Origin of the sequence: Escherichia sp. WS1265 (assembly GCF_046487585.1) — a bacterium.
Classification (GTDB): Bacteria; Pseudomonadota; Gammaproteobacteria; order Enterobacterales; family Enterobacteriaceae; genus Escherichia; species Escherichia coli.
Map to the genome: position 1 here is coordinate 79,323 of NZ_JBJQJE010000014.1, position 26,146 is coordinate 105,468.

Below are 26,146 nucleotides of genomic sequence, written 5' to 3' on the forward strand. Positions count from 1 at the left end.
TCATCCTAAGTAAAACAACGGAGAACCTGCAATGGCACAACCTGCCGCTATTATTCGTATAAAGAACCTTCGTTTACGTACGTTTATCGGAATTAAGGAAGAAGAAATTAACAACCGTCAGGATATTGTTATCAATGTGACTATCCACTATCCCGCCGATAAAGCGCGCACCAGCGAAGATATCAACGATGCGCTGAATTATCGCACCGTAACGAAAAACATTATTCAGCATGTAGAGAATAACCGTTTCTCTTTGCTGGAAAAATTAACTCAGGATGTGCTCGATATCGCACGTGAACATCACTGGGTGACGTATGCTGAAGTGGAGATCGATAAACTGCACGCGCTGCGCTACGCCGATTCGGTATCCATGACCTTGAGCTGGCAGCGTTAACCGCCATATCGGGAGGCTGCATGAACATAGTGATCACCGGAGGGACGGGATTAATTGGTCGCCATTTGATTCCACGTTTGCTGGAGCTGGACCATCAAATCACGGTAATGACGCGTAACCCGCAGAAAGCCAGTTCTGTTCTCGGCCCTCGGGTGACACTATGGCAAGGGCTTGCCGATCAAAGCAACCTCAACGGCGTTGATGCGGTAATCAACCTGGCCGGAGAACCGATTGCTGATAAACGCTGGACTCACGAGCAAAAAGAGCGTCTCTGCCAAAGCCGCTGGAATATCACGCAAAAACTGGTCGATTTGATTAATGCCAGCGACACGCCACCGTCGGTACTCATTTCCGGCTCGGCAACGGGCTTTTATGGCGACTTAGGTGAAGTGGTGGTTACCGAAGAGGAACCGCCGCATAACGAATTTACCCATAAACTCTGCGCCCGCTGGGAAGAAATTGCCTGTCGGGCACAAAGTGACAAAACGCGAGTGTGCCTGCTGCGTACCGGCGTAGTGCTGGCACCGGATGGCGGTATTCTCGGTAAAATGCTGCCGCCGTTTCGTCTTGGCTTGGGCGGGCCGATTGGTTCCGGTCGGCAGTATCTGGCCTGGATTCATATTGATGATATGGTCAACGGCATTCTCTGGCTGCTGGATAACGAGCTGCGCGGGCCATTTAATATGGTTTCGCCCTACCCGGTACGCAATGAACAATTTGCCCATGCGCTCGGTCATGCGCTGCATCGCCCGGCCATTTTGCGCGTCCCTGTGACCGCCATTCGACTGTTAATGGGCGAATCTTCAGTACTAGTATTAGGTGGACAACGAGCATTGCCTAAACGGCTGGAAGAAGCGGGTTTTGCGTTTCGCTGGTACGATTTAGAAGAGGCGCTGGCGGATGTTGTTCGCTGATGTGGTTTACTGCAAACATCCGCCAGTTAACTCCTGGTGTTACAGAATTAGTGGCTTTGCGCGATAAGATCGTCTGGTGAAAGTCGGGTCACCATCATAACTAACTCTCTGTCTAAACCTCTCTCCAGCATCTCCTGAGCAATACGCAGGGCTTCTTCGCGTTTGCCCAGAATTAATCCATCATTCCGGCCTTCTTCACGTAATCTGTCAGCAATAGTCATCAGTTTCTCCTTTTCTTGTGGTGCGCGTTCCGCTATCTCACCAATAAATGCACGGAAACGCTGGGCATCCCCCGTTTGTAATACGTAATTAAACAGGGCTTTTAGCTGTCTGTCATTAGTGTTCCCTGTAACTAGCAGCGAAACAATTTGGTCGACTAATCCCAACAGATCGCGCTGACGAATATGTTTCTGAATTAACTCCAACAGCGCCATTTTGCGATGTTGCATAATCTCGTCATCCGGCACCACGGTAATATCCACCAGCGGAAAAGCCGATGAATAAATTTTGCGGGCAATCGCAGGCTCGGCAAATTCATCAAGCCAGCAGAGTGAATATGGATAAGGGCTTCTGCAACCATGATAAAACAGCATCGGGATCACTAATGGAAGCTCTTTATAACCCGCATCAAGATGGTTTTGCATCGCCGCAATGGAATAGCGCATCATGCGAAAAGCCATTAATTCCTCTGGCTTACTTTGGTGCTCTATCACCACATAAATATAACCCGCTCCCTCCTGCGTTTTCACAGACCACAAGAGGTCGGAATAATATTGCCGCAGGTCTTCATCAATAAAACTGTTTGGTTCCAGTTTAAGCGTTGTTAAATCACACAGTTTGCGCAGCGGCGCGGGAAGATGAATATCAATAAAATCCCGCGCGGTGTCTGGATGGCGTAAAAAAGATTTAAATACCGCATCATGCGGCGTGGAAGTTGTCGATATTGTCATGGCGTTCCGTCACCCCTCAAATTTAAGATGACGCGACAATAACCACGATTAACACCCAATGCAGCAGGCAGTTTCTATCTTTGACAGCGAATTCAGAACTATTTTTAGCGGACTGCAACTTTTACATTTCAGCGGAAGCGGACTCGCAAATTCCCCATGAAATACTCCGGCAGCGTTAGCCACCGGAGAGGAAATTATTTCAGCGCTCCCTTAAGGAACTGTTGCAGACGAGGGCTTTGCGGGTTACCAAATAACTGTTCTGGCGCGCCCTCTTCTTCTATTTTCCCCTGATGGAGGAAAATGACGTGAGTAGAAACATGGCGAGCAAAGCCCATTTCGTGAGTCACTACCACCATGGTTTTCCCCTCTTCTGCCAATTGCTGCATAATACGTAACACTTCGCCTACCAGTTCAGGATCGAGCGCCGAGGTAGGTTCATCAAATAGTAAAACTTCCGGTTCCATTGCCAGCGCCCTTGCGATGGAAACACGCTGTTGCTGACCGCCGGAAAGATGCACCGGATATTTCCCCTGCGCACGTTCGTCTATCCCGACTTTCGCCAGATACTTCACCGCCCGCTCGCGCGCTTCCTGCTTGCTCAGGCCCAACACCTGAATCGGCGCTTCCATGACATTTTCCAGCACCGTCATATGGCTCCAGAGATTGAAGTGCTGGAATACCATCGTCAGGCGTGTGCGCAGTAAGCGCAGCTGATTTTTATCGGCGACTTTGAGTTGACCATCTTTGTCGCGCACCAGATTGATCGTCTGGCCATTGACCACGATCGATCCTTCGCTCGGTTTTTCGAGGAAGTTAATGCAGCGCAGAAAGGTACTTTTCCCCGATCCCGACGATCCGATGATGCTTATGACATCTCCGGCATTCGCTTGCAGTGAGACCCCTTTCAGCACTTCGTGTTCGCCATAGCGTTTGTGCAAATCGATAACGTTTAATTTATTCTCGGACATCGTATTCTCAGTGCGTTGAAGAAGGTTTCACATGCTGCAACCAGCGTTTTTCCGCTCTGCGAAAGAGGCTGATCAGGACATAAGAGATGATTAAATAGAGCACCGCGGCAATGCCGAAGGCGGTAAAAGGTTGATACGTGGCGGCGTTAATATCGCGGGCTATTTTCAGCAGATCCGGCACTGTAGCGGTGAAAGCCAGCGCAGTAGAGTGCAGCATCAGGATCACTTCGTTGCTGTAGGCCGGTAACGCAATACGCAGCGCCGATGGCAAAATAATGCAGCGATACATTTTAAAGGTCGAGAAGCCATAGGCTCTGGCGGCTTCAATTTCCCCATGCGGCACTGAACGGATTGCCCCGGCAAAAATCTCGGTAGTGTAAGCGCAGGTGTTGAGCGTCAGCGCCAGCACGGTACAGTTCAGGCCACTGCGAAAAAAGGCGTTAAGGAACTCGGTTCCCTTAACAATTTCCAGCGTGTACATGCCGGAATAGAACACCAGCAACTGAACATACAGCGGCGTACCGCGAAAAATATAGGTAAATAACCAGATTGGAAACTGGATGTATTTATTACTTGAGACGCGACCAATCGCCAGAAACAGCGCCAGGACTCCGCCTATCACTACCGACAAAATCAGCAGCCACAGGGTGATCGCCACGCCAGTAAAGCGATAACCGTCAGTCCACAGCAGCGGTTTCCAGTATTCATGTAAGATTTCGATCACAGGTCAGCCCTCTTCACACCCACGGAGTAGCGGCGCTCAAGGAACAGCAGCACACCATTGGAAACGGTGGTGAAAACCAGGTAAATCACGCCACAAACGATGGCGAAATAGAACGGTTCCCAGGTACTTTTGCCTGCCAGCTGCGTGGCTTTGACCACATCTTCCAGGCCAAGTAACGAAACCAGTGCGGTAGATTTAAGGATCACCTGCCAGTTGTTGCCAATGCCTGGCAGGGCGTAACGCATCATCGCCGGAAACATGATCCGCCGAAACACTTGCCCACGAGTAAAACCGAACGCCGTCGCCGCTTCTATATGTCCTTTCGGCACAGCCATAAACGCGCCACGGAACGTTTCGGTAAAGTAAGCACCGTAGATAAAACCGAGAGTGATAATACCTGCGACCATCGGATCAATATCAATCTGCCCGACGCCCATCGCCTCCGTCACCGTGTTTAGTGCAATCTGCAAACCGTAGAAAATCAGCAGCATCAACACCAAGTCCGGCACGCCACGAATCAGCGTGGTGTAGCCTTCGAAAATAAGGCCCGAAAGCCGATTTTGCGAGAGCTTACCGCCAGCGCCAATTAAACCGATGATTACGGCGAGCACTACAGAGCTGATAGCCAGCTCCAGCGTGACGAGCGCACCCTGTAAAATAACACCTGAAAACCCATACAACATGCAGCCTGTCCTGTCGTGTGTGGTGAATTACCGCCTCTTGTCTCCCTCCGGTTACCCGAAGGGAGCGGGCTTTCTTTCACCGATGGCGATTAACCACCATAAACATCAAAATCGAAGTACTTTTTCGCTAATTTCTCGTAAGTACCGTCAGCGCGCATTTCGGCAAAGGCTTTGTTCAGTGCCTCGCGCAGTTCGTTATCTTCTTTACGCAGGCCCATGCCGGTCCCTACGCCAAACAGTTTTTCATCTTTAACAGACGGGCCACCGAATTTGTAATCTTTACCGACTGGCTGCTTGAGGAAACCTTCGCTGGCAGCGACCTCATCCTGGAACGCGGCATCAATACGTCCGGCAGTCAGGTCAGAATAAATGTTGTCCTGCCCCTGATACGAGACGATTTCAATGCCTTTTGGTGCCCAGTGTTCATTACCGAACGTCTCCTGGGTGGTGCCCTGCAATACGCCTACCCGCTTGCCTTTCAGCGACTCGACTGTCGGCTGAATGTCGGAATTTTTCGCCACCACCAGACGAGAATCGGCAGCGTACAGTTTGTCGGTGAAGGCTATTTCTTGCTGACGTTTTTCCGTAATGGAAAGCGATGACATGATGGCGTCAATCTTCTTCGCTTTTAAGGACGGGATTAACGCATCCAGTGGGTTTTCGACAAACGTACATTGCGTATTGATGCGTTTGCACAACTCCTTTGCCAGATCGATATCGAAGCCAACCAGTTCACCTTGTGAATTTTTTGATTCAAATGGCGCATAGGTCGGATCGGTACCGATGCGGATGTTTTGCGGAATCGCAGCAAACGCCGCAGTTGCGCTGGAGAAGGCCAGAACCAGAGAGAGCGATAGCACCAGTTTTTTCATAATGTCCTCAACTGACAGTCTTTTTATAGGGAATATTTACAGGTTTGTTACACTTATCGTGCCATAAAATTGACCATCAAGGCAAAATATCCCGCCCCGTTAGACGTATTATTTTTCATTAAAAATGCTTAAGTATGCATTTCAATGCACCACGATAGTGCAACAAACCTGGCGTGCACCATGATGATCATTCCATCAGGTACAGCTTCCCTGCGACGTATCAGTCACCGTAGACATTAAAGTCAAAATACTTTTTCGCCATCTTGTCGTAGGTGCCGTCCTGACGCAGCTCGCCAAGCGCCTTATTGAAGGCAGCCGTCAGTTCCGCATCATCTTTACGTAGCCCTACACCGGTGCCGTCACCGAAGTATTTTTTGTCTTTCACTGATGAGCCAGCAAAGGCGAAATCTTTACCAGCAGGTTGCTTGAGGAATCCTTCGCTGGCAGCAACTTCATCTTGTAACGCAGCATCCAGACGTCCTGCAGCCAGATCGGAATAGACCAAATCCTGGTTGGCATAGGCCACCACATCCACGCCTTTGCTACGCCAGGTCTCGTTAGCGTAAGCTTCCTGGGTTGATCCCTGCAGCACACCCACATGTTTACCTTTCAGTGAATCCAGCGTTGGCTGAATCGGCGAACCTTTGGCGGCAATCAAACGAGAATCTGCGGCGTACAACTTGTCGGAGAAAGCAATCTCCTGCTGACGTTTATCGGTAATGGAGAGCGACGAAATAATGGCGTCGATTTTTTTCGCTTTCAGTGAGGGGATCAGCGCGTCAAAGTCACTGGCAACCCAGGTACATTTCACCTGCATCCGTTTGCACATCTCGTTACCGAGATCGATATCAAAGCCAACAAAGTCACCTTTGGCATCTTTCGATGAGAACGGCGCATAGGTGGTATCGGTTCCGATACGTACCGTCTCCGGTAGCGCCGCATAGCTGGAAGCCGCTGCAGAGAGACCGACTAACAAAGACAGAGCGAGAATCGACTTCTTCATACATAACCCTCAAGTGAAAATGGCTTTTTTATGTTGTGTATTGTGTTGTGTGTTTGCAGGCTCTTTCATGCAGGTCTTATGCCATCTTTACGACAACAGTAACATTCAACGTTAAATATGTTAATAAGACGTTGCATTATTGTCCTAAAGTTGAAGATAGCAGGTATGGCGGTTGAATCGCAGCGTTTCGATTCATCGAAAGGAACAAAATGTCGAGGATTTGATCGCGGTTGCAAAATTGCCCTGAAACAGGGCAACAATGAGGTTATGCGCCCTGCCAGCGGGCAAAGAGATCTTCAGGAAGCGTTATGGCGAATTGATCGAGTACACGGTTAACCGTCTGATTTATCACATCATCAAGGGATTGCGGGCGATGATAAAACGCCGGAACGGGAGGCATAATCACCGCACCGATTTCTGCCGCCTGGGTCATTAAACGCAGATGGCCTAAGTGCAATGGTGTTTCACGCACGCAGAGCACCAGCGGGCGACGCTCTTTCAGCACAACATCTGCCGCACGGGTCAGTAAGCCATCAGTATAGCTATGGACAATGCCGGACAGGGTTTTGATTGAACAGGGTAAAATCACCATCCCCAGTGTCTGGAAAGAACCGGAAGAAATGCTGGCAGCAATATCGCGCGCATCGTGCGTCACATCGGCTAATGCCTGCACTTCGCGCAGGGAAAAATCCGTTTCGAGGGATAAGGTCTGGCGCGCGGCCTGGCTCATCACCAGATGCGTTTCAACATCTGCGACATCGCGCAGAACCTGTAATAAGCGCACGCCAAAAATCGCGCCGCTGGCACCGCTGATGCCTACAATGAGTCGTTTCATAAATAGTTGCCCTGTCAGACTTGCAGGCAGACTTTGCAGGATTTCGGCGGGAGTTGCAAGTCAGGGTGCCAGACCGGCACCCTGAGCGAAGGCATCATCCTTCGTTATGCATTTCGAGATTTTCCACTTCGTTCTGACGTTGCACTGCTTTGGCGTCGTCATTACGTAAAGTATCGAGGAAATCGAGGTAGCCCTGATCAACATCTTTGGTGACGTAAACGCCGTTGAACACCGAACACTCAAACTGCTGAATATCCGGGTTTTCAGCGCGAACGGCTTCGATCAGATCGTTCAGATCCTGGAAAATCAACCCGTCAGCACCGATGATCTGGCGAATTTCATCTACTTCGCGACCGTGAGCGATCAGTTCCGTGGCGCTCGGCATATCAATACCATAAACGTTCGGGAAGCGAATTTCCGGTGCCGCAGAAGCGAGATACACTTTCTTCGCTCCGGCTTCGCGTGCCATCTCGATAATCTGCTCAGAAGTGGTGCCACGGACGATGGAGTCGTCGACCAGCAGGACGTTTTTATCGCGGAACTCGGCGCGGTTGGCGTTCAGTTTACGGCGCACGGACTTACGACGCAGCTGCTGGCCCGGCATGATAAAGGTGCGGCCAACATAGCGGTTTTTAACGAAGCCCTGGCGGTACGGCTTGCCCAGAATACGAGCAATTTCCAGCGCGATATCACACGAGGTTTCCGGGATCGGGATCACCACGTCGATATCCAGATCTTCCCATTCGCGGGCAATTTTCTCGCCCAGTTTCGTACCCATATTCACACGCGCGCTGTAAACGGAAATTTTGTCGATGAACGAGTCCGGGCGAGCAAAGTATACATACTCAAACAGGCACGGATTGCTGACCGGATTGTCAGCACATTGACGGGTAAACAACTGCCCTTCTTCAGTGATGTAAATCGCTTCGCCCGGCGCGACGTCACGCAGGAAATCAAAGCCCAGCGTATCGAGCGCTACGCTTTCGGAAGCGACCATATATTCTGTACGGTTCTCGTCAATATCACGTTTTCCCAGTACCAGCGGACGAATCCCGTTTGGATCGCGGAAAGCAACCATACCATGGCCGATAATCATCGCCACGCAGGCATACGCGCCGCGGATTAAGCGGTTTGTGGCAGCAATGGCAGCGAAAATATTGTCGGCTTCCAGCGGGTAGTGGCGGAAGTTGTCCAACTCGCTGGCGAAGATATTAAGCAGAATTTCCGAGTCGGAAGTGGTGTTGATGTGGCGGCGTTTTTCTTCAAACAGTTTTTTACGTAACTCATGCGCGTTGGTCAGATTGCCGTTGTGGGCAAGCGTAATGCCATACGGAGAGTTAACGTAAAACGGCTGCGCTTCAGAGGCGCTGGAGCTGCCAGCCGTAGGGTAACGCACATGACCAATGCCCATATTGCCCTGCAAACGCTGCATATGGCGAGCTTCAAATACATCGCTCACCAGCCCGTTCGCTTTACGCAAACGGAAGCAGTTATTGGCATCTATGGTGATGATGCCGGCGGCATCCTGACCGCGATGCTGAAGCACCGTTAAGGCATCATAAATCGACTGGTTAACCGGCATAACACCGGCGATACCGACAATACCGCACATACGTCTTTTTCCTCGTTAAGCCACATCTCAGAGCACTTACGCTCTGGGCAAGAAACTTGACGAGCTTTGCAGATAATCAAAAAACCATCTGATGATAAAACTGAACTGCGGGATCAGCTGTGATTTGCTCCAGTCTTCGCTTTTCGACACCCCGGTAAAGGAGTCGAGAAAGAAGAGAATGGCGGCAACAATCAACACACCGCGCAACGCACCGAAACAGACGCCCAGCACCCGATCGGTGCCTGACAACCCCGTTTTCTCCACCAACTGGCCTATCACGAAGTTCACGATAGCACCAACGATCAGGGTAGCGATAAACAGTACCGCGATGGCAATCCCATTTCGAACCAGTTCGTCTTCAAAGCCCGTAAACCAGACTGACAGGTAAGTGTAGTAATGACTGGCAACAAAGAAAGCACAACCCCATGTCACCAGCGATAACGCTTCACGAACAAAGCCGCGGATCAGGCTAACCAGAGAGGAAAAAGCAATCACCGCGATTATGGCGTAATCAATCCAGACCATATGTGTCCCACGATTTTACGCCCTGTCATCCTGTTCGGGGCGCATTCTAACAGAAAAAGAAAACGTTTGCGTAGGGATTTCCTTCCCGCGCATCAATAAAAATGGCGCTGAAAAAATATTCAACGCCATCGACTTTTTATGCCTTTGCGGCATCGGACAATGCGTGTCGGATGCGGCGTAAACGCCTTATCCGACCTACGGCTCTACCCCTGCGCAGGCCTGATAAGACGCGCCAGCGTCGCATCAGGCAAGACCGTATTAATTCGGCGTATAGCCCATTACCACGCCACTTAAGCCAGAAAGTTGCTTCAACTCACCCAGCGAACCTTTCAGCTTATCTTTCGAGGCATCTGGCCCAACCAGAATACGGGTAATTTTGCCCTGCACTGGCGTGGATGGCGACGTATAAACCCGATAACCGGCACCGCGCAGCTTACCGACAATCTCATTCACTTTATCGGCATTTTTCAGTGCGCCCAGTTGTACAACATAGGCTTTACCCGTTGGCGCTGCTTTTTCTTCCACGACCGGCTTCGGCGCAGGTGGTGCTTCAACCTTCGGTTTAGGCGACTCCACCGGTTTCGGCTTCGGTGGGGCGACCGGTGCAGGTTCCGGTTCAAACTCGGTGTTATTGGCTGCAATAGTGGCCGGATCGAGCGACGGTGCTGCGGCATCACCTGCCCGCACCTCTTCCGCTGCGCCTTCCGGCGGCTGCGTCGGCAACGCCTGGGTGGCGGCTGGCATCATATCAGGCTCATCGCGATCGCCAGCTTTCGGCACCAGCGGGATAGCCGCGAACTCATCCTGATAATGTTTTTTCTGCCCGTCCAGCAGCCCTGGAAGTACAATCACCCCCAGCGCCACCAGCACGATCGAGCCCACTAACCGATTCTGAAACTTACTTGCCACCGCTTCTCCTCGCGTCAATCACTTCCATGACATGTGCGACCGTGTGGAACGAACCACACACCAGCACGGTATCTTCCGCTTTAGCGTCCGCCATTGCGGCATCCCATGCCTGCGCCACGCTATCAAATGATTTGCCGTTACCCAAATGCTCAAGCAGTTGTTCTGCCGTGGCACCGCGCGGCCCTTCCAGTGGCGCACAATACCAGTCATCAACCACGCTTTTCAACCAGGCCAGAGTTCCGGCAATATCTTTATCATGTAGCATACCGATAACCGCCAGTACGCGCCCGTTTTTCGGTAGCGCTTTCATACGCCCGGTGAGATATTCCGCCGCATGTGGATTATGCGCGACATCAAAAATAACGCGTGGTGACTCGCTCACAATCTGGAAACGTCCCGGCAAAATTGCGCTGGCAATCCCGTCGCGAATGGCATTTTCACTGACCTCCAGCCCGCTGGCACGCAGTGCCGCCAGCGCCGTTGCGGCATTCGGTTGCGGGACAAGCGGCAACGGCAGATTTTCCAGCGTGCCGTGAGCATCGCTAAACGCCCAGTCATGATCGGTGACGGAATAGTTCCACTCAACGCCCCGACGTTGTAACAGTGCACTTTTTTCCTGCGCCACATCAGCAATGGTAGAAGGCATTTCCGGCTCACCAACAATTGCCGGTTTTTCGCTGCGGAAGATGCCTGCTTTCTCGCGACCAATGCTTTCGCGATCTGGCCCCAGCCAGTCGGTATGATCCAGCGCAATGCTGGTTACTACCGCAACATCGGCATCGACAATATTGGTTGCGTCCAGACGACCGCCCAGCCCTACTTCCAGAATCACCACGTCAAGTTGTGCCTGTTTGAACAGCCACAACGCCGACAGCGTACCGTACTCGAAATAGGTCAGGGAAATATCACCGCGTGCCGATTCAATCTCCGCAAAAGAGGCGGTGTGGGCCGATTCCGGCAATTCCTGGCCCTGCACACGTACGCGCTCGGTATAACGCACCAGATGCGGCGAACTGTAGACGCCCACTTTGTACCCTGCCGCCATCAGAATCGACTCCAGCGTACGGCAGGTGGTGCCTTTGCCATTCGTACCCGCAACGGTAAACACAAATGGCGCTGGTTTCAGAATGCCAAGACGCGCCGCGACCTGGCTCACGCGCTCAAGGCCGAGATCGATAGTTTTACTGTGCAGGTTTTCCAGATAAGAAAGCCACGAAGCCAGAGGCGACGCGGCTTGAGGAGTGCGTTTGATAATCATGGTATCCGCTGATTCGTTACGGTGAGAATAGCAAAAGGGCAGAGCCAGTGGCCCTGCCCTTATCAGTTATCAGGCCTCAGGTTCCTGATCTGGTACCGGTGGCACCACTACGCCTTCACGCGGCGCTTCAGGATTCGGCGCTGGCAGATTCATCAACTTCGCCAGAATACTCGCCAGTTTCAGGCGCATTTCCGGACGACGGACGATCATGTCGATCGCGCCCTTCTCGATCAGGAATTCACTGCGCTGGAATCCTGGCGGCAGTTTTTCGCGAACGGTCTGTTCGATAACACGCGGACCGGCAAAGCCGATTAACGCTTTCGGTTCAGCGATGTTGAGATCGCCCAGCATGGCGAAACTTGCAGAAACACCACCCATGGTCGGGTCGGTCAGCACGGAGATGTACGGCAAGCCGCGCTCCTGCATTTTTGCCAGCGCCGCAGAGGTTTTCGCCATCTGCATCAGCGACATCAGTGCTTCCTGCATACGTGCGCCACCAGAGGCGGAGAAGCAGATCAGTGGGCAGTTATCTTCCAGCGCCTGCTCAACGGCACGCACGAAACGTGCACCTACCACAGACCCCATGGAACCGCCCATAAAGGCGAACTCGAATGCCGCAGCGACAACTGGCATTCCATACAGGGTGCCTTTCATCACCACCAGCGCATCTTTTTCGCCGGTTTCTTTCTGCGCAGATGCCAGACGGTCTTTATACTTCTTGGAGTCACGAAACTTCAGCACATCTTTCGGCTCAAGCTCGCTACCCAGCTCCACAAGGCTTCCTTCATCTAACAGGCTATGCAGGCGATTACGCGCTGTCATACGCATGTGATGGTCACACTTCGGACAGACCTCAAGATTACGTTCCAGCTCAGCGCGGTATAAAACCTGACCGCAGCTATCACACTTAGTCCACACCCCTTCAGGAATGCTCGCCTTGCGGGTGGGAGTAATGTTGCTTTTAATTCGTTCAATCCAGCTCATTAGGGACCTTTCTGTCTGAACCTGGTTCGATGCCAGTTTTATCTTTGGGGACGCATAATGCCATTTTTGCCCCCAACAGACCATGAATGTTGCACATTAAAACATAACAGCCCGAAACTTTGGATAAAAAAGTGGTCGAACCGCGGAGTTACTTTTTATTTTGCGGCGCGTGCCGCAGCGCGTTTGTGGCGAATAAATTCGAAAACACCTGGCAATATTGAAACAAAAATAATGCCAACAATCATCAGTTTAAGGTTGCTCTGAATGAAGGGGAGCGTTCCGAAGAAATAACCCGCGTAGGTAAAAATCAGTACCCATAGCAACGCGCCGATGACGTTAAAAGCGGCGAAATGACGATACGACATGTGGCCCATTCCCGCAACGAACGGCGCGAACGTTCTGACGATCGGCACAAAACGGGCGAGAATAATCGTTTTGCCGCCATGTTTCTCATAAAACTGATGAGTCTTATCAAGATAACTGCGACGAAAGATTTTCGAATCCGGATTACTGAACAGTTTGTCACCAAATAACCGTCCAATGGTGTAGTTCACCGCGTCACCCACAATCGCGGCGATCAGCATCAGCACCACCATCATATGGACGTTGAGATCGTTGGTTTCCAGTGATGCCAACGCACCGGCAACAAACAGCAATGAATCACCCGGTAAAAACGGCGTTACCACCAGACCGGTTTCACAGAACAAAATTAAGAACAAAATGGCATAAACCCAGACGCCATACTCCGCGACCAGTTCTGCCAGATGCACGTCAATGTGCAGGATAAAATCGATGAGGAAATAAATCAGGTCCATATTAGCCTATGCCTTGTACTCGTCATCTTTCAGGCTGTAACTACGTTGGCTACAGCCTGAAATGTTCCGAGCATTATTCTTGTTAGTCCGCCAGAAATAGCGGGCCCATTGGCGGTTTTGGAAGATCATACCGGTCAGGGTAATCCACCGCGACCAGATACAGCCCTTCCGCTTTTGCCGTTGCTGCCGCCAGCGTTCTGTCCTTTGCCGCCAGCAACTCTGCTATCCAGCTCTCCGGCTGGTTGTGGGCACCGACTTCCATCAGGCTGCCGACAATATTCCTGACCATATGATGTACAAAGGCATTCGCTTTGATATCTACCACCACATAAGGACCGTGACGCGTGACATTAATATGCATAACGTTGCGCCACGGGGTTCGGGACTGGCACTGCACCGCACGGAACGAGGTGAAATCATTCTCGCCCAGCAAGCATTGCGCAGCCCGATGCATCCGTTCAGCGTCCAGCGGTTCGTAAAAATGGGTTACCCCTTTACTCAGTACCGCCGGGCGCAGCCGATGATTGTAGATGATGTAGCGATAACGGCGAGCCGTGGCGCTAAATCGGGCATGAAAATCATCAGGTACAGCTTTAACCCAACGCACGGCGATGTCACCAGGTAAATTCGCATTTACGCCCAACGTCCACGCAGCGTCTTTGCGCTGCGCGGTCGTTTCGAAATGCACAACCTGCCCGGTGCCGTGTACACCTGCGTCAGTACGCCCGGCGCAGAAGACGGTGATCGGTTCGTTCGCCACCTGGGAGAGCGCCTTTTCCAGCTTCTCCTGCACACTGCGGACTTCGTTCTGCCGTTGCCAGCCGTAATACTTACTGCCGTCGTACTCAATGCCCAGCGCAATTTTATAAACTGGCGGTTGTTGCTGGTCGGACATTAGTACAGATACTCCTGCACCAGTTTCTCGGCGATTTTTACTGCCATCAGCGCGCCGCCAAAGCGAACGTTATCGGCCACCGACCAGAACTGAACTTGCTCCGGCATACCGTAGTCATTACGCACGCAGCCAACAGAAAGATGCGGCGTACCAGAAGCATCCCCCACCTGAGTCGGGAATTCGTTCTCTTCAGAGAGCACAATATCTTCGCCCTGAGCAAACGCATCACGCGCTTCTTCTGCCGCCAGCGGACGCAGAGCTTCAAAGTTGACCATCTGGGCGTGGCCGTAGAATACCGGTGCCTGGACGACGCTTGCCGAAATCATCAGCCCTTCGTCCTGCAGGATTTTGCGTACTTCGTCAACGATACGACGTTCTTCACGCACGCTACCTTCGCTATCCGGCAGTAACGGCAGCATGTTGAACGCCAGCTGACGCCCGAAGAAATCTTCTTCATCAATCGGAATGCCGTTGAGCAATTTCGCACTCTGCCCCGCTAACGCATCGACCGCTTTTTTGCCCTGGGCGGAGGCTGAAATCAGGCTGGTAACGCTGATACGCGACAAACCGCCCTGATCGATTAACGGTTTCAGTGCCGCCAGCAGTTGGCTGGTCAGACTGTCCGGTACGGCGATGACATTCCGGTTGCGGTAATCGGTCAGTACAAACGGGTTTACTTCCGGCACCACCAGCGGTACGTCAGGTTCGAGAGCAAACAATCCGCTGCTATCGATCACCAGGCAACCTGAGTTGGTCGCTTCTTCAACCCAGGCAGCGGTAGCTTCTTTGCCTGCGACAAAAAACGCCAGCTGCGCCTGCGTCCAGTCGAATTCAGCGGCATCCTGCACGGTGATTGTCTTACCACCAAAGCGCAGTTGTTCGCCTGCGCTTTCGTTACGTGCCAGTGCATAAATTTCCCCAACCGGGAACTGACGTTCAGCCAGCGTTTCAAGCAGGGCTTCGCCCACAGCGCCAGTTGCGCCCAGGACGGCAATGTTCCAGCCTTCAGACATGGTGGTTTACTCCAGAAATAGCAAAGCTCCCTGCCAATATTACAGCAGAGAGCATGAAGAAGAGATTAACGTGCCGGATGATGAACGGCGTTAAAACCCAGTTTACACAGCAATGATGCCGCGCTGGCGTCATCACAAATTACATACAGAGATGACCATTCACGGCGCTCAAGATAGTTTTTGCGCAGCTTATCGAACTCACCCGGTATTCCGGCGACTTTACGCAGCGGTGCGTCATCGCGGCGCACATCATACACCAAATGCACCAGCCTTTTCAGCGTCGGTTGATCGAGCGGACCATGCAGCGTAATGCGGCCAAACTCTGGCGCGGGCAGCAACGTATCCAGCGCAACGTGTTGTTCATGCCCAATAAACTTGCTATAAGCTTCAAACACTTGCGTAGTACCGCGTGCTTTACCTTCCAGGGTATAGCCTGCGATATGCGGCGTGCCGATATCCACTTTTTTCAGCAATTCCACGTTGAGTTCCGGTTCGCCTTCCCAGACATCCAGCACTACGCTTAACTTCTGGCCTTCGTTCAGACAGGTCAATAGGGCAGTATTATCGACGACTGCGCCACGGCAGGCGTTAATCAGAATCGCTCCTGGTTTCAGGCTACGGATCAGTTTTTCATCCGCCAGATGCAGCGTTTTGTACGGCCCGTCTTTGAAGAGTGGCGTATGGAAAGTCAGAATATCCGCATGCTGAACTAATTCATCCAGCGAGCGGAAATCCCCCTCATCCCCACGGTCGGCGCGAGGCGGATCGCAAAGCAAGGTTTTGATCCCTAACGCTTCCAGTCGTGCCTGTAAACGGCGACCAACGTTACCAACGCCCACGATCCCCACGGTACGCTCGTGCAGTGAAAATCCATCGCGTTCGGCAAGCATCAGCAGTGAGGAGAAAACATATTCCACCACCGCAATCGCATTACAGCCAGGTGCCGCGGAAAAACCAATTCCCGCCTGCTTTAACCACGCTTCATCGACATGGTCGGTCCCCGCGGTGGCAGTGCCAACAAATTTAATGGGTTTTCCTGCCAGCAAAGATTCATTCACTTTCGTGACCGAACGCACCATCAGCGCATCCGCGTCTGCCAGTTGAGCCACGGGGATTGGACGCCCGGGAACCGCGGTCACCTCACCCAAACGGCTAAATAAGTCGCGGGCATAAGGCATATTTTCATCAACAAGGATTTTCACGTTTGTGTTACCTGTATGAGACGAGAGTTAACCGGACAAGTGTGCCATAATCTCGCGGCCAGGCATACTTGCGAAGATTTCAGGTATAAGGATACGTAATGATACAACCTATTTCCGGCCCTCCTCCTGGGCAACCACCAGGTCAGGGAGATAACCTGCCGTCTGGCGCGGGCAATCAGCCTTTATCCAGTCAGCAACGTACTTCGCTGGAAAGCTTAATGACGAAAGTGACCTCACTGACGCAACAGCAAAGAGCAGAACTGTGGGCGGGTATCAGGCACGATATTGGTCTGTCGGGAGATTCACCGCTGCTTTCGCGTCACTTCCCTGCCGCTGAGCACAATCTGGCGCAACGTCTGCTGGCCGCGCAAAAAAGCCATTCTGCCCGCCAGCTTTTAGCGCAATTAGGGGAGTATTTACGTCTGGGGAATAATCGTCAGGCGGTCACGGATTATATCCGTCATAACTTTGGCCAGACGCCGCTGAATCAGCTCTCACCGGAGCAATTAAAAACAATTCTCACCCTGTTGCAGGAAGGGAAGATGGTTATTCCGCAACCGCAGCAGCGCGAGGCGACCGACCGTCCTTTATTACCGGCGGAGCACAATGCGCTTAAACAGCTGGTGACCAAACTTGCGGCGGCAACGGGGGAACCCAGCAAGCAGATCTGGCAATCGATGCTGGAACTTTCCGGGGTGAAAGATGGCGAGTTAATTCCAGCGAAACTGTTTAACCATCTGGTGACCTGGCTACAGGCGCGTCAGACGCTAAGCCAGCAAAATACGCCGACACTGGAATCACTACAGATGGCGCTAAAACAACCTTTAGATGCCAGTGAACTGGCGGCGTTATCGGCATATATCCAGCAAAAATATGGCCTTTCTGCGCAATCATCGCTTTCTTCTGCCCAGGCCGAGGATATTCTTAATCAGCTTTATCAACGGCGGGTTAAAGGGATTGATCCGCGTGATATGCAACCGCTGCTTAATCCTTTTCCACCGATGATGGACACGTTGCAAAATATGGCAACGCGTCCCGCACTGTGGATACTGTTAGTCGCGATTATCCTGATGCTGGTCTGGCTGGTTCGTTAACCCCGACGAAACGACAGTATCGTGACAATAATTCCCAGCACCGCAGAGATCGCCCCGGCAAGAAATACCGAAGAGTAACCAAACGTGGTCGCCAGCATTCCCGCCAGCGGCCCGGAGACGCCGAGGGCGATATCCTGAAACGCGGCGTAACCGCCCAGTGCGGTGCCGCGAACTTGTGAGGGGACGCGTTTAACCACCTCCACGCCCAGCGCAGGAAAGATAAGCGAACATCCGGCTCCGGTTAACGCCGCGCCCGCTAATGCGACCCACGCACCTGGGGCTTGCCAGAGCAGCAACAAGCCCACCGTTTCTACAAGCAGAGAGACAATCGCCACTTTCACACCGCCAAAACGGTCCGGCATCCAGCCAAACATGACGCGCATCACGACAAATGCGCCGCCAAACGCGGTAAGAGTAAAGCCCGCCATCGCCCATCCTTTGCTGGCAAAGTAGAGCGAAACGAAAGTCCCGATAACCGCAAAACCAACGCCTTGTAGTGCCAGACCTAACCCTGGTTTCCAGATAAGCCCGACAACGCTCCATAGCGATGGACGTTCTCCCGCCAGGGCCGGTACTTTGCGCACTGTGCCGTTACAGGCCCACGCCAGTAAGGGTAATGCCATTGTGGTGAGCGCCAGTGCGGCAAAACCGTAATGGCTATGAATCAACAGGCCAAGCGGCGCACCAACAGCGAGGGCACCGTAAATCGCCATTCCGTTCCATGACATCACTTTGCCGGAATGTTTTGGCCCAACGATGCCTAATCCCCAGGTCAGAGCGCCCGTCAGTAACTGGCTTTCACCAAAGCCAAGAATCAAACGCCCGACGACCAACAGGGCAAATTTGAACGGTGCAGCGACGGGCAAAATCGCCGCCAGCAGCAACGCGCCCCCCGCCAGACCGCAAGCTAACATCCCCTGAAGCGCCGAACGTTTTGCGCCATATTGATCGGCCAGTCGCCCGGCGTAACCACGCGTCAGCACCGTAGCCAGAAACTGAATGCCGACGGCAATACCGACCATGGTGTTGCCATAGCCCAGTTCATGATGAACAAACAGCGGGATAACCGGCAACGGCAGCCCTACGGTCATGTAGGTGAGAAAAACCGCAAAAGCGATGCGGAAGAGCGAAAAATTGGCAGAAGATCGTGTTTCGGTTTGGCTTACAGCAGTCATGCATTACTCCAGAATGCAGCGCAAGGCGAGGAATTTCCCCGTCTCATCTCTCTGGTTTCAGAGTTACGGTGCGTTGGTAGGATTTAACGCGTACGTCTTTTCAGAAGGAAATCGACAAAGCGGGAAGTTTGCCTGGAACAGGCGGCGATTGTCAATAATGTGAAAAAGGGAACCATCAGGTTCCCTTTTGCGTTAGTGTCGGATGCCGCATTGGCGCGTAATGTTGGATGCGACGCTGGCGCGTCTTATCCGACCTACTCCGGCCTACTGCGAATTAATCTTTCAGCTTGCGCATTACCAGCGTGGCGTTGGTGCCGCCGAAGCCGAAGCTGTTAGACATAACGGTGGTCAGTTCGCGATCGGTCGTTTCGGTCACGATGTTCAGACCCGCAGCCTGCTCGTCCAGCTCTTCAATGTTGATGCTCGGGGCGATAAAGCCGTGTTCCAGCATCAGCAGAGAGTAGATAGCTTCCTGTACGCCAGCAGCGCCCAGAGAGTGACCGGTCATTGCTTTGGTTGCAGAAATCGCCGGGCTCTTATCGCCGAACACTTCACGGATAGCCGCCAGCTCTTTCACGTCGCCAACCGGAGTCGAAGTACCGTGGGAGTTCAGGTAGTCGATTGGGGTATCAACACCGTGCATCGCCATCTTCATGCAACGCACTGCGCCTTCGCCAGACGGAGCAACCATGTCTGCGCCATCAGACGTTGCGCCGTAGCCAACGATTTCAGCGTAGATATGAGCACCACGTGCCAACGCGTGTTCCAGTTCTTCGACCACCACCATACCGCCGCCGCCAGCGATAACGAAACCGTCACGGTGAGCGTCATAAGTACGGGAGGCTTTTTCCGGGGTGTCGTTGTATTTGGTAGACAGCGCACCCATCGCGTCGAATTCACAAGCCATTTCCCAGCACAGCTCTTCGCCGCCACCAGCAAACACGATGTCCTGTTTGCCCAGTTGGATCTGCTCTACTGCGTTACCGATACAGTGCGCGGAAGTCGCACATGCGGAGCTGATGGAGTAGTTAACGCCGTGAATTTTAAACGGCGTGGCGAGGCAGGCAGAAACGCCGGATGCCATCGCTTTGGTGACCACATACGGGCCAACCGCTTTCAGGCCGCGCGGGCCGCGCATTGCGTCAGCGCCGAAAACCTGGAAACGCGGGGAACCGCCGCCGGAACCTGCAATCAGGCCAACGCGCGGGTTATTCTGGTAAGCTTCCGGGGAGAGGCCAGCATCTGCAATTGCCTGCTCCATAGAAAGGAATGCATAAATGGATGCGTCGCTCATAAAGCGCACAACTTTGCGGTCAATGAGGCCAGTGGTATCCAGTTTTACGTTGCCCCAGACGTGGCTACGCATGCCGGAATCCTTCAGCTCCTGAGAGAAAGTGATCCCTGAACGTCCTTCACGCAGAGATGCCAGGACTTCCTGCTGGTTATTACCGATGCTGGAAACAATGCCCAGGCCAGTAATCACTGCACGTTTCATTCAATACCTCTGTAAGTCGCACATAGAGTAAGTTTCGAATGCACAATAGCGTACACTTGTACGCCGAACAAGTCCGATCAGCCAATTAATAGAGAAATTTGCGCAGCCTGACACACATCGCTAAGATCGAGCCACCGCCTGTAAGACGAGTAACTTACGTGAAACACTACTCCATACAACCTGCCAACCTCGAATTTAATGCTGAGGGTACACCTGTTTCCCGAGATTTTGACGATGTCTATTTTTCCAACGATAACGGACTTGAAGAGACGCGTTATGTTTTTCTCGGGGGTAACCATTTAGAGGCACGTTTTCCTGAACATCCACATCCTCTGTTTGTGGTAGCAGAGAGCGGCTTCGGCACCGGATTAAACTTCCTGACGCTATGGCAGGCATTTGATCAGTTTCGCGAAGCACATCCGCAAGCGCAATTACAACGCTTACATTTCATTAGTTTTGAGAAATTTCCCCTCACCCGTGCGGATTTAGCCTTAGCGCATCAACACTGGCCGGAACTGGCTCCGTGGGCAGAACAACTTCAGGCGCAGTGGCCAATGCCCTTGCCCGGTTGCCATCGTTTATTACTCGATGAAGGCCGCGTGACGCTGGATTTATGGTTTGGCGATATTAATGAACTGACCAGCAAACTGGACGATTCGCTAAATCAAAAAGTAGATGCCTGGTTTCTGGACGGCTTTGCGCCAGCGAAAAACCCGGATATGTGGACGCAAAATCTGTTTAACGCCATGGCCCGGCTGGCGCGTCCGGGCGGCACGCTGGCGACATTTACGTCTGCCGGTTTTGTCCGCCGTGGTTTACAGGAAGCCGGATTCACGATGCAAAAACGTAAGGGCTTTGGGCGCAAACGGGAAATGCTTTGTGGGGTGATGGAGCAAGCATTACCCCTCCCCTGCTCCACGCCGTGGTTTAACCGCACGGGCAGCAGCAAACGGGAAGTGGCGATTATCGGCGGCGGTATTGCCAGCGCGTTGTTGTCGCTGGCGTTATTACGGCGCGGCTGGCAGGTAGCGCTTTATTGCGCGGATGAAGCCCCCGCGCTGGGTGCTTCCGGCAATCGCCAGGGGGCGCTGTATCCGCTCTTAAGTAAACACGATGAGGCGTTGAACCGCTTTTTCTCTAATGCGTTTACTTTTGCTTGTCGGTTTTACGACCAATTACCCGTTAAATTTGATCATGACTGGTGCGGCGTCACGCAGTTAGGCTGGGATGAAAAAAGCCAGCATAAAATCGCACAGATGTTGTCAATGGATTTACCCGAAGAACTGGCTGTAGCCGTTGAGGCAAATGCGGTTGAACAAATTACGGGCGTTGCGACAAATTGCAGCGGCATTACTTATCCGCAAGGTGGTTGGCTGTGCCCAGCAGAACTGACCCGTAATGTGCTGAAACTGGCGCAACAGCAGGGTTTGCAGATTTATTATCAATATCAGTTACAGGATTTATCCCGTAAGGATGACTGTTGGTTGTTGAATTTTGCAGGAGATCAGCAAGCAACACACAGCGTAGTGGTACTGGCGAACGGGCATCAAATCAGCCATTTCAGCCAAACATCATCTCTGCCAGTATATTCGGTTGCCGGTCAGGTCAGCCATATTCCGACGACACCGGAACTGGCAAAACTGAAGCAGGTGCTGTGCTATGACGGTTATCTCACGCCACAAAATCCGGCGAATCAGCATCATTGTATTGGTGCCAGTTATCATCGCGGCAGCGAAGATACGGCGTACAGTGATGAAGATCAGCAGCAGAATCGCCAGCGGTTGATTGATTGTTTCCCGCAGGCACAGTGGGCAAAAGAGGTTGATATCAGTGAGAAAGAGGCGCGCTGCGGTGTGCGTTGTGCCACCCGCGATCATCTGCCAATGGTAGGTAATGTTCCCGATTATGAGGCAACACTCGTGGAATATGCGTCGCTGGCGGGGCAGAAAGATAAGGCGGTAAGCGCGCCGGTTTATGACGATCTCTTTATGCTTGCTGCTTTAGGTTCGCGTGGTTTGTGTTCTGCCCCACTGTGCGCCGAGATTCTGGCGGCACAGATGAGTGAAGAACCGATTCCGATGGATGCCAGTACGCTGGCGGCGTTAAATCCGAATCGGTTATGGGTGCGGAAATTGTTGAAAGGGAAAGCGGTTAAGGCGGGGTAATCTGCTCTGGCATTGCTTGCCGGATATGGCGTGAACGCCTTATCCGGCACATTACTTACTGCTGTGACGCCTGCTGAAACAGGTTTTCCCACATATCGGTCACCAGCGCCTGGTCACGCGGCGACAACTCACCGGCACCAATCGCTTTTTCCAGACTCTGGCTAACGGTTGTATGTACCGCCTGGGCGGAGTGGTCATCACCACTTTCCAGTTCTGCGATGGCTAATGTCAGGTGGCCACGCAAATACCCACTGGCAAACAACTCATCATCACTGGCATGGTCAACCATACCGTCGATTAATGCCAGAATGCGTGATTCAAACTCCGCGATCATCTTCTTTCCTCATTGTAAAACGTGGCGCTGGCTTTAGTTGAGCGCTTCCGGCCACGGGAACTGTTCCGCCGTAAGTTCCGGCGTGTGATAATAATTTTGTAATGCTTTAATAAAGCGTGCCGGGCGTTCCGGAATGCCGTTTGCCAGGTAATCCATCACCTGTGCATGTACCCGCCGTTGAAACACCACGCGATCCGGTTCGAAATCCCCTTCCAGATTGTCGCAACTGACATTAAACGGATATCCCGCCGCCACGCAGAACAACCAGTCGAACGCCTGTGGCTTCACTTCAACATCTTCAAACTGGCTTTGCGTTTGGGCATCGCGTCCGTCCGGGCAATACCAGTAGCCGAAATCAACCAGCTCACGGCGCGCTTTCCCGGCAATACACCAGTGCGAAATCTCATGAATTGCGCTGGCATAAAAGCCATGAGCAAAGACGATTCGGTTATACGGTACTTCCGCATCAGCAGGAAGATAGATCGGTTCGTCGTCGCCTTTAATCAGACGGGTATTAAATTCATCGGCAAAGCAGCTATTAAAAATCTCAATCAACTGCTCATAGTGGTGTGTACTGTTCATTAGTTCATCCCCAACCAGTGGAGGATCTCCTGTCCGTGGCTATCATAAAGTAATTTGGCACTCATCACCGCCGAGACGATAACAATCATCGGGCGGATCAGCTTTTGTCCTTTGCTCAACACCAGTCGTGAACCCATGCGCGCGCCGAGGAACTGCCCCACCAGCATGACAAAGCCCGTCGCCCAAATCACTTTGCCGCCGAGAATAAACAGCAGCAGACCGCCAATGTTTGACGTTGCGTTGAGTAATTTGGCGTGAGCCGTGGCTTTGGCGAGGTTGAATCCGCACAGCGTAACAAAGGCCAGCGCGTAAAACGATCCCGCTGCCGGACCAAAGAAGCCGTCATAAAAACCGACGCAGCCACCGGCAATTAACGCGAAGGGTAAACCGTACATCCGGCGCTGGCGATCTTCTTCACCCAGCTTTGGCATCAGCAAGAAATAGAGGCCGATACAAATCACCAGAATGGGCAAAATCTGCCGTAAGACATCAGCCTGAACATACTGCACCAGCAATGCGCCGCTCATTGAGCCGACAAAGGTCATGGCGATATTGAGTTTCTGATCGCTTAAACTAACCACTTTGCGGCGAATAAAGTAGATAGTGGCGGAAATAGAACCACCGCAGGCTTGCAGTTTATTGGTTGCCAGCGCGTTAGCGGGAGACATCCCCGCTGCCATCAATGCCGGAATAGTGAGTAACCCACCGCCACCGGCAATCGAGTCGATAAATCCCGCCAGCATGGCGACAAAAAAGAGAACTCCCAGCAACAGCGGGGAAACCATAAACAGGCTATTAAACGTTTCCATTAGATCACGTGCTCATCCAGTAGCGCCTGGCAGGAAGGCGGCAACGGAGGCGGTGTCTTCTTCTCAGGCTTTGTTGTTCCCGGTTTTGGAGGTTCAAACCAGCTTTGCAGTTCTGCCCCGCAACCATCGCCCGGTGGCGGTAAAGGTTGATCTTCACACTCCAGACTATCGGCAGGACAACGTAATCGTACATGCATATGTGCGCGATGCTGGAACCAGGGTCGCACTTTGCGCAACCAGTCGCGATCGGTGCCCGCATCAAGGCAAAGTTGTTGTTTAATCGCCGGATTAACAAAAATGCGCGTGACGTCTTTGTCCTGGGCGGCGAGTTTGATCAAGCTGAAAATTTCTGGCTTCCACAGCGTCGGAACAACGTGTTTACCGTCGCGGGAAACTAAATCTAACGCTTGTGGGCGCAAGAGCTGCGCGGAGGTCCAGCGTGTTTTTGGCAGTTGCAGGAAGATGTCCACATCCAGTCCGGTCTGGTGGCTGGCGTGACCGCCGTTGAAACGACCACCAGCAGGCATCCCCATATCGCCAATCAGCACCGTGCCCAAGCCCAGATTGCTCACCTGGCTACTCAGACGCTGGATAAACATCACCAGATCCGGATGTCCGAAATAGCGACGCTGATCGGTACGCATGACCTGATAATGTTCGGACTGTATCGGCAGCGTGTCAGCGCCGACGATACAACCATTAGAAAAACTGCCTATCGATTGTGCGCTACCTGGCACAGGTTGGGTTATTTTTTGCCACGGCGTCGCTGCCAGGCTGGCGCTACTGGCAAGCAGGGCCAGCAGCGCAATCGCGGTTTTGTTCATTTTTTACCAGCGTGGAATATCAGTCTTCACATCGGCATTTTGCGCCCGTTGCCGTAACAGGTGATCCATCAAAACGATCGCCAGCATCGCTTCTGCGATCGGCACCGCACGGATCCCGACACAAGGATCGTGACGGCCTTTGGTGATCATCTCAACTTCTTCGCCAAAGCGGTTGATTGTGCGCCCTGGCACGGTAATGCTTGAGGTCGGTTTCAGCGCCATATGGGCAATGATTTGCTGCCCGCTGCTGATGCCGCCAAGAATGCCGCCCGCATGGTTGCTCTGGAAACCGTCTTTGGTGATTTCGTCGCGGTTCTGGCTGCCACGCAGCGCCACCACATCAAAACCGTCGCCAATTTCCACGCCTTTCACCGCGTTGATGCTCATCAGCGCATGGGCGATGTCGGCATCCAGGCGGTCAAAGACCGGCTCGCCAAGTCCGGCGGGTACGCCACTGGCAACGACGGTGACTTTCGCGCCAATAGAGTCACCCTCTTTTTTCAGCGCGCGCATCAGTTCATCTAACGCGTCGATTTTGTCCGGGTCCGGGCAGAAGAATGGATTTTGCTCGACCTGCGACCAGTCTTTGATTTCCAGCGGAATGTCGCCCATCTGGGTCAGGCAGCCGCGAATCTCAATGCCAAATTTCTCGGCGAGATATTTTTTGGCAATCGCCCCCGCCGCCACGCGCATGGCGGTTTCGCGGGCGGAAGAACGTCCACCGCCGCGATAATCGCGCAGGCCGTATTTTTGTTCGTAGGTGTAATCGGCATGGCCTGGACGGAAAACGTCTTTAATGGCGCTGTAATCCTGAGAACGCTGGTCGGTATTTTCGATCAACAAGCCAATGCTGGTGCCGGTAGTAACACCTTCAAAAACACCGGAGAGTATTTTGACCTGATCCGGCTCGCGGCGCTGGGTGGTATAGCGCGATGTCCCAGGGCGACGACGGTCGAGGTCATGTTGCAGGTCCGCTTCCGTCAGCGGAATGCCTGGCGGAACACCATCGACGATGCAGCCGAGCGCCAGCCCGTGCGATTCGCCGAAGGTGGTTACGCGAAAGAGTTGTCCAATTGTGTTTCCAGCCATCACGGCTCCGTTATTGTTGTGTT

Annotated in this window: 27 protein-coding genes; 4 read left to right on the top strand and 23 right to left on the bottom strand. The window is 52.6% G+C overall.

The features are described 5' to 3' along the window. Positions 1 to 31: 31 nt before the first annotated feature. Positions 32 to 394, top strand: a complete 363-nt coding sequence (gene folX, locus ACJHX3_RS15085) for a dihydroneopterin triphosphate 2'-epimerase (protein WP_000068457.1) — start codon at positions 32 to 34, stop codon at positions 392 to 394. A gap of 20 nt (positions 395 to 414) precedes the next feature. Beyond that, complete coding sequence (locus ACJHX3_RS15090) at positions 415 to 1,308, top strand: TIGR01777 family oxidoreductase (RefSeq protein WP_087890662.1); 894 nt, start codon at positions 415 to 417, stop codon at positions 1,306 to 1,308. Between the two features lie 47 nt (positions 1,309 to 1,355). On the opposite strand, the gene rpnB is transcribed toward ACJHX3_RS15090, so the two are convergent. The 16 genes from rpnB to pdxB form a co-directional block, all read right to left on the bottom strand. After that, on the bottom strand, positions 1,356 to 2,258 hold the full coding sequence (rpnB, locus tag ACJHX3_RS15095) for a recombination-promoting nuclease RpnB (RefSeq protein WP_000156126.1): 903 nt from the start codon (positions 2,256 to 2,258) through the stop codon (positions 1,356 to 1,358). Positions 2,259 to 2,452: 194 nt separating this feature from the next. Continuing rightward, a complete protein-coding gene (gene hisP / locus ACJHX3_RS15100) occupies positions 2,453 to 3,226 on the bottom strand; it encodes a histidine ABC transporter ATP-binding protein HisP (protein WP_044804631.1) in 774 nt (257 codons plus the stop codon). Between the two features lie 7 nt (positions 3,227 to 3,233). Next, positions 3,234 to 3,950: an ABC transporter permease gene (locus ACJHX3_RS15105; RefSeq protein WP_000569958.1), complete on the bottom strand. Its 717-nt coding sequence runs from the start codon at positions 3,948 to 3,950 to the stop codon at positions 3,234 to 3,236. Further along, positions 3,947 to 4,633, bottom strand: a complete 687-nt coding sequence (hisQ, locus tag ACJHX3_RS15110) for a histidine ABC transporter permease HisQ (protein WP_000965518.1) — start codon at positions 4,631 to 4,633, stop codon at positions 3,947 to 3,949. Before hisQ ends, ACJHX3_RS15105 begins: the two co-directional genes overlap by 4 nt. Before the next feature lie 89 nt (positions 4,634 to 4,722). Then, complete coding sequence (hisJ, locus tag ACJHX3_RS15115; RefSeq protein WP_000737621.1) at positions 4,723 to 5,505, bottom strand: histidine ABC transporter substrate-binding protein HisJ; 783 nt, start codon at positions 5,503 to 5,505, stop codon at positions 4,723 to 4,725. Between the two features lie 220 nt (positions 5,506 to 5,725). Beyond that, a complete protein-coding gene (gene argT / locus ACJHX3_RS15120) occupies positions 5,726 to 6,508 on the bottom strand; it encodes a lysine/arginine/ornithine ABC transporter substrate-binding protein ArgT (protein ID WP_000748261.1) in 783 nt (260 codons plus the stop codon). 265 nt (positions 6,509 to 6,773) lie between these two features. Beyond that, positions 6,774 to 7,343, bottom strand: coding sequence for a flavin prenyltransferase UbiX (gene ubiX / locus ACJHX3_RS15125; RefSeq protein WP_094308623.1), 570 nt, complete (start codon positions 7,341 to 7,343; stop codon positions 6,774 to 6,776). 94 nt (positions 7,344 to 7,437) lie between these two features. Beyond that, on the bottom strand, positions 7,438 to 8,955 hold the full coding sequence (purF, locus tag ACJHX3_RS15130) for an amidophosphoribosyltransferase (protein ID WP_000334221.1): 1,518 nt from the start codon (positions 8,953 to 8,955) through the stop codon (positions 7,438 to 7,440). Positions 8,956 to 8,991: 36 nt separating this feature from the next. After that, complete coding sequence (gene cvpA / locus ACJHX3_RS15135; protein WP_000262113.1) at positions 8,992 to 9,480, bottom strand: colicin V production protein; 489 nt, start codon at positions 9,478 to 9,480, stop codon at positions 8,992 to 8,994. A gap of 258 nt (positions 9,481 to 9,738) precedes the next feature. Next, the gene (dedD, locus tag ACJHX3_RS15140; protein WP_094308622.1) at positions 9,739 to 10,389 is read right to left on the bottom strand and encodes a cell division protein DedD; all 651 of its coding nucleotides are present in this window, start codon (positions 10,387 to 10,389) and stop codon (positions 9,739 to 9,741) included. Continuing rightward, entirely contained in the window at positions 10,379 to 11,647 is a 1,269-nt protein-coding gene (folC, locus tag ACJHX3_RS15145; protein WP_000584550.1) for a bifunctional tetrahydrofolate synthase/dihydrofolate synthase, read from the bottom strand. The genes dedD and folC overlap by 11 nt, the downstream gene beginning before the upstream one ends. 69 nt (positions 11,648 to 11,716) lie before the next feature. Then, the gene (accD, locus tag ACJHX3_RS15150; protein WP_000118404.1) at positions 11,717 to 12,631 is read right to left on the bottom strand and encodes an acetyl-CoA carboxylase, carboxyltransferase subunit beta; all 915 of its coding nucleotides are present in this window, start codon (positions 12,629 to 12,631) and stop codon (positions 11,717 to 11,719) included. A gap of 155 nt (positions 12,632 to 12,786) precedes the next feature. Then, positions 12,787 to 13,446: a DedA family protein gene (locus ACJHX3_RS15155; RefSeq protein WP_000364327.1), complete on the bottom strand. Its 660-nt coding sequence runs from the start codon at positions 13,444 to 13,446 to the stop codon at positions 12,787 to 12,789. 82 nt (positions 13,447 to 13,528) lie between these two features. Next, on the bottom strand, positions 13,529 to 14,341 hold the full coding sequence (gene truA / locus ACJHX3_RS15160) for a tRNA pseudouridine(38-40) synthase TruA (RefSeq protein WP_001283590.1): 813 nt from the start codon (positions 14,339 to 14,341) through the stop codon (positions 13,529 to 13,531). Continuing rightward, positions 14,341 to 15,354, bottom strand: coding sequence for an aspartate-semialdehyde dehydrogenase (locus ACJHX3_RS15165; protein ID WP_001289165.1), 1,014 nt, complete (start codon positions 15,352 to 15,354; stop codon positions 14,341 to 14,343). The genes truA and ACJHX3_RS15165 overlap by 1 nt, the downstream gene beginning before the upstream one ends. A 65-nt stretch (positions 15,355 to 15,419) precedes the next feature. Then, positions 15,420 to 16,556 carry a 4-phosphoerythronate dehydrogenase PdxB gene (gene pdxB, locus ACJHX3_RS15170; protein ID WP_000699135.1) on the bottom strand — a complete coding sequence of 379 codons (1,137 nt, stop codon included), beginning with the start codon at positions 16,554 to 16,556 and terminating at the stop codon, positions 15,420 to 15,422. Positions 16,557 to 16,654: 98 nt separating this feature from the next. Between pdxB and flk the strand changes: the two genes are divergently transcribed. After that, positions 16,655 to 17,650: a flagella biosynthesis regulator Flk gene (gene flk / locus ACJHX3_RS15175; RefSeq protein ID WP_000615813.1), complete on the top strand. Its 996-nt coding sequence runs from the start codon at positions 16,655 to 16,657 to the stop codon at positions 17,648 to 17,650. On the opposite strand, the gene ACJHX3_RS15180 is transcribed toward flk, so the two are convergent. Continuing rightward, entirely contained in the window at positions 17,647 to 18,825 is a 1,179-nt protein-coding gene (locus tag ACJHX3_RS15180) for an arabinose transporter (protein WP_000127765.1), read from the bottom strand. The two genes, flk and ACJHX3_RS15180, sit on opposite strands and share 4 nt — an antisense overlap. 274 nt (positions 18,826 to 19,099) lie before the next feature. Further along, entirely contained in the window at positions 19,100 to 20,320 is a 1,221-nt protein-coding gene (gene fabB, locus ACJHX3_RS15185; RefSeq protein ID WP_000817178.1) for a beta-ketoacyl-ACP synthase I, read from the bottom strand. 158 nt (positions 20,321 to 20,478) lie between these two features. On the opposite strand from fabB, the gene mnmC reads away from it, so the two are divergent. Beyond that, a complete protein-coding gene (gene mnmC / locus ACJHX3_RS15190) occupies positions 20,479 to 22,485 on the top strand; it encodes a bifunctional tRNA (5-methylaminomethyl-2-thiouridine)(34)-methyltransferase MnmD/FAD-dependent 5-carboxymethylaminomethyl-2-thiouridine(34) oxidoreductase MnmC (protein WP_000683760.1) in 2,007 nt (668 codons plus the stop codon). A gap of 55 nt (positions 22,486 to 22,540) precedes the next feature. Here the strand turns inward: mnmC and ACJHX3_RS15195 are convergent, their stop codons facing one another. Genes ACJHX3_RS15195 through aroC form a run of 5 tightly spaced genes read right to left on the bottom strand, consistent with a single transcriptional unit; the run spans position 22,541 to position 26,123 of the window. Beyond that, a complete protein-coding gene (locus tag ACJHX3_RS15195; RefSeq protein ID WP_000559764.1) occupies positions 22,541 to 22,819 on the bottom strand; it encodes a YfcL family protein in 279 nt (92 codons plus the stop codon). 33 nt (positions 22,820 to 22,852) lie between these two features. After that, positions 22,853 to 23,401, bottom strand: a complete 549-nt coding sequence (gene epmC, locus ACJHX3_RS15200) for an elongation factor P hydroxylase (RefSeq protein ID WP_001089232.1) — start codon at positions 23,399 to 23,401, stop codon at positions 22,853 to 22,855. Continuing rightward, the gene (locus tag ACJHX3_RS15205; protein ID WP_000447361.1) at positions 23,401 to 24,210 is read right to left on the bottom strand and encodes a sulfite exporter TauE/SafE family protein; all 810 of its coding nucleotides are present in this window, start codon (positions 24,208 to 24,210) and stop codon (positions 23,401 to 23,403) included. The genes epmC and ACJHX3_RS15205 overlap by 1 nt, the downstream gene beginning before the upstream one ends. Beyond that, positions 24,210 to 25,034: a penicillin-insensitive murein endopeptidase gene (mepA, locus tag ACJHX3_RS15210; RefSeq protein ID WP_001043808.1), complete on the bottom strand. Its 825-nt coding sequence runs from the start codon at positions 25,032 to 25,034 to the stop codon at positions 24,210 to 24,212. Before mepA ends, ACJHX3_RS15205 begins: the two co-directional genes overlap by 1 nt. 3 nt (positions 25,035 to 25,037) lie before the next feature. Next, positions 25,038 to 26,123, bottom strand: coding sequence for a chorismate synthase (gene aroC / locus ACJHX3_RS15215; RefSeq protein ID WP_001297933.1), 1,086 nt, complete (start codon positions 26,121 to 26,123; stop codon positions 25,038 to 25,040). Between the last annotated feature and the right edge of the window lie 23 nt (positions 26,124 to 26,146).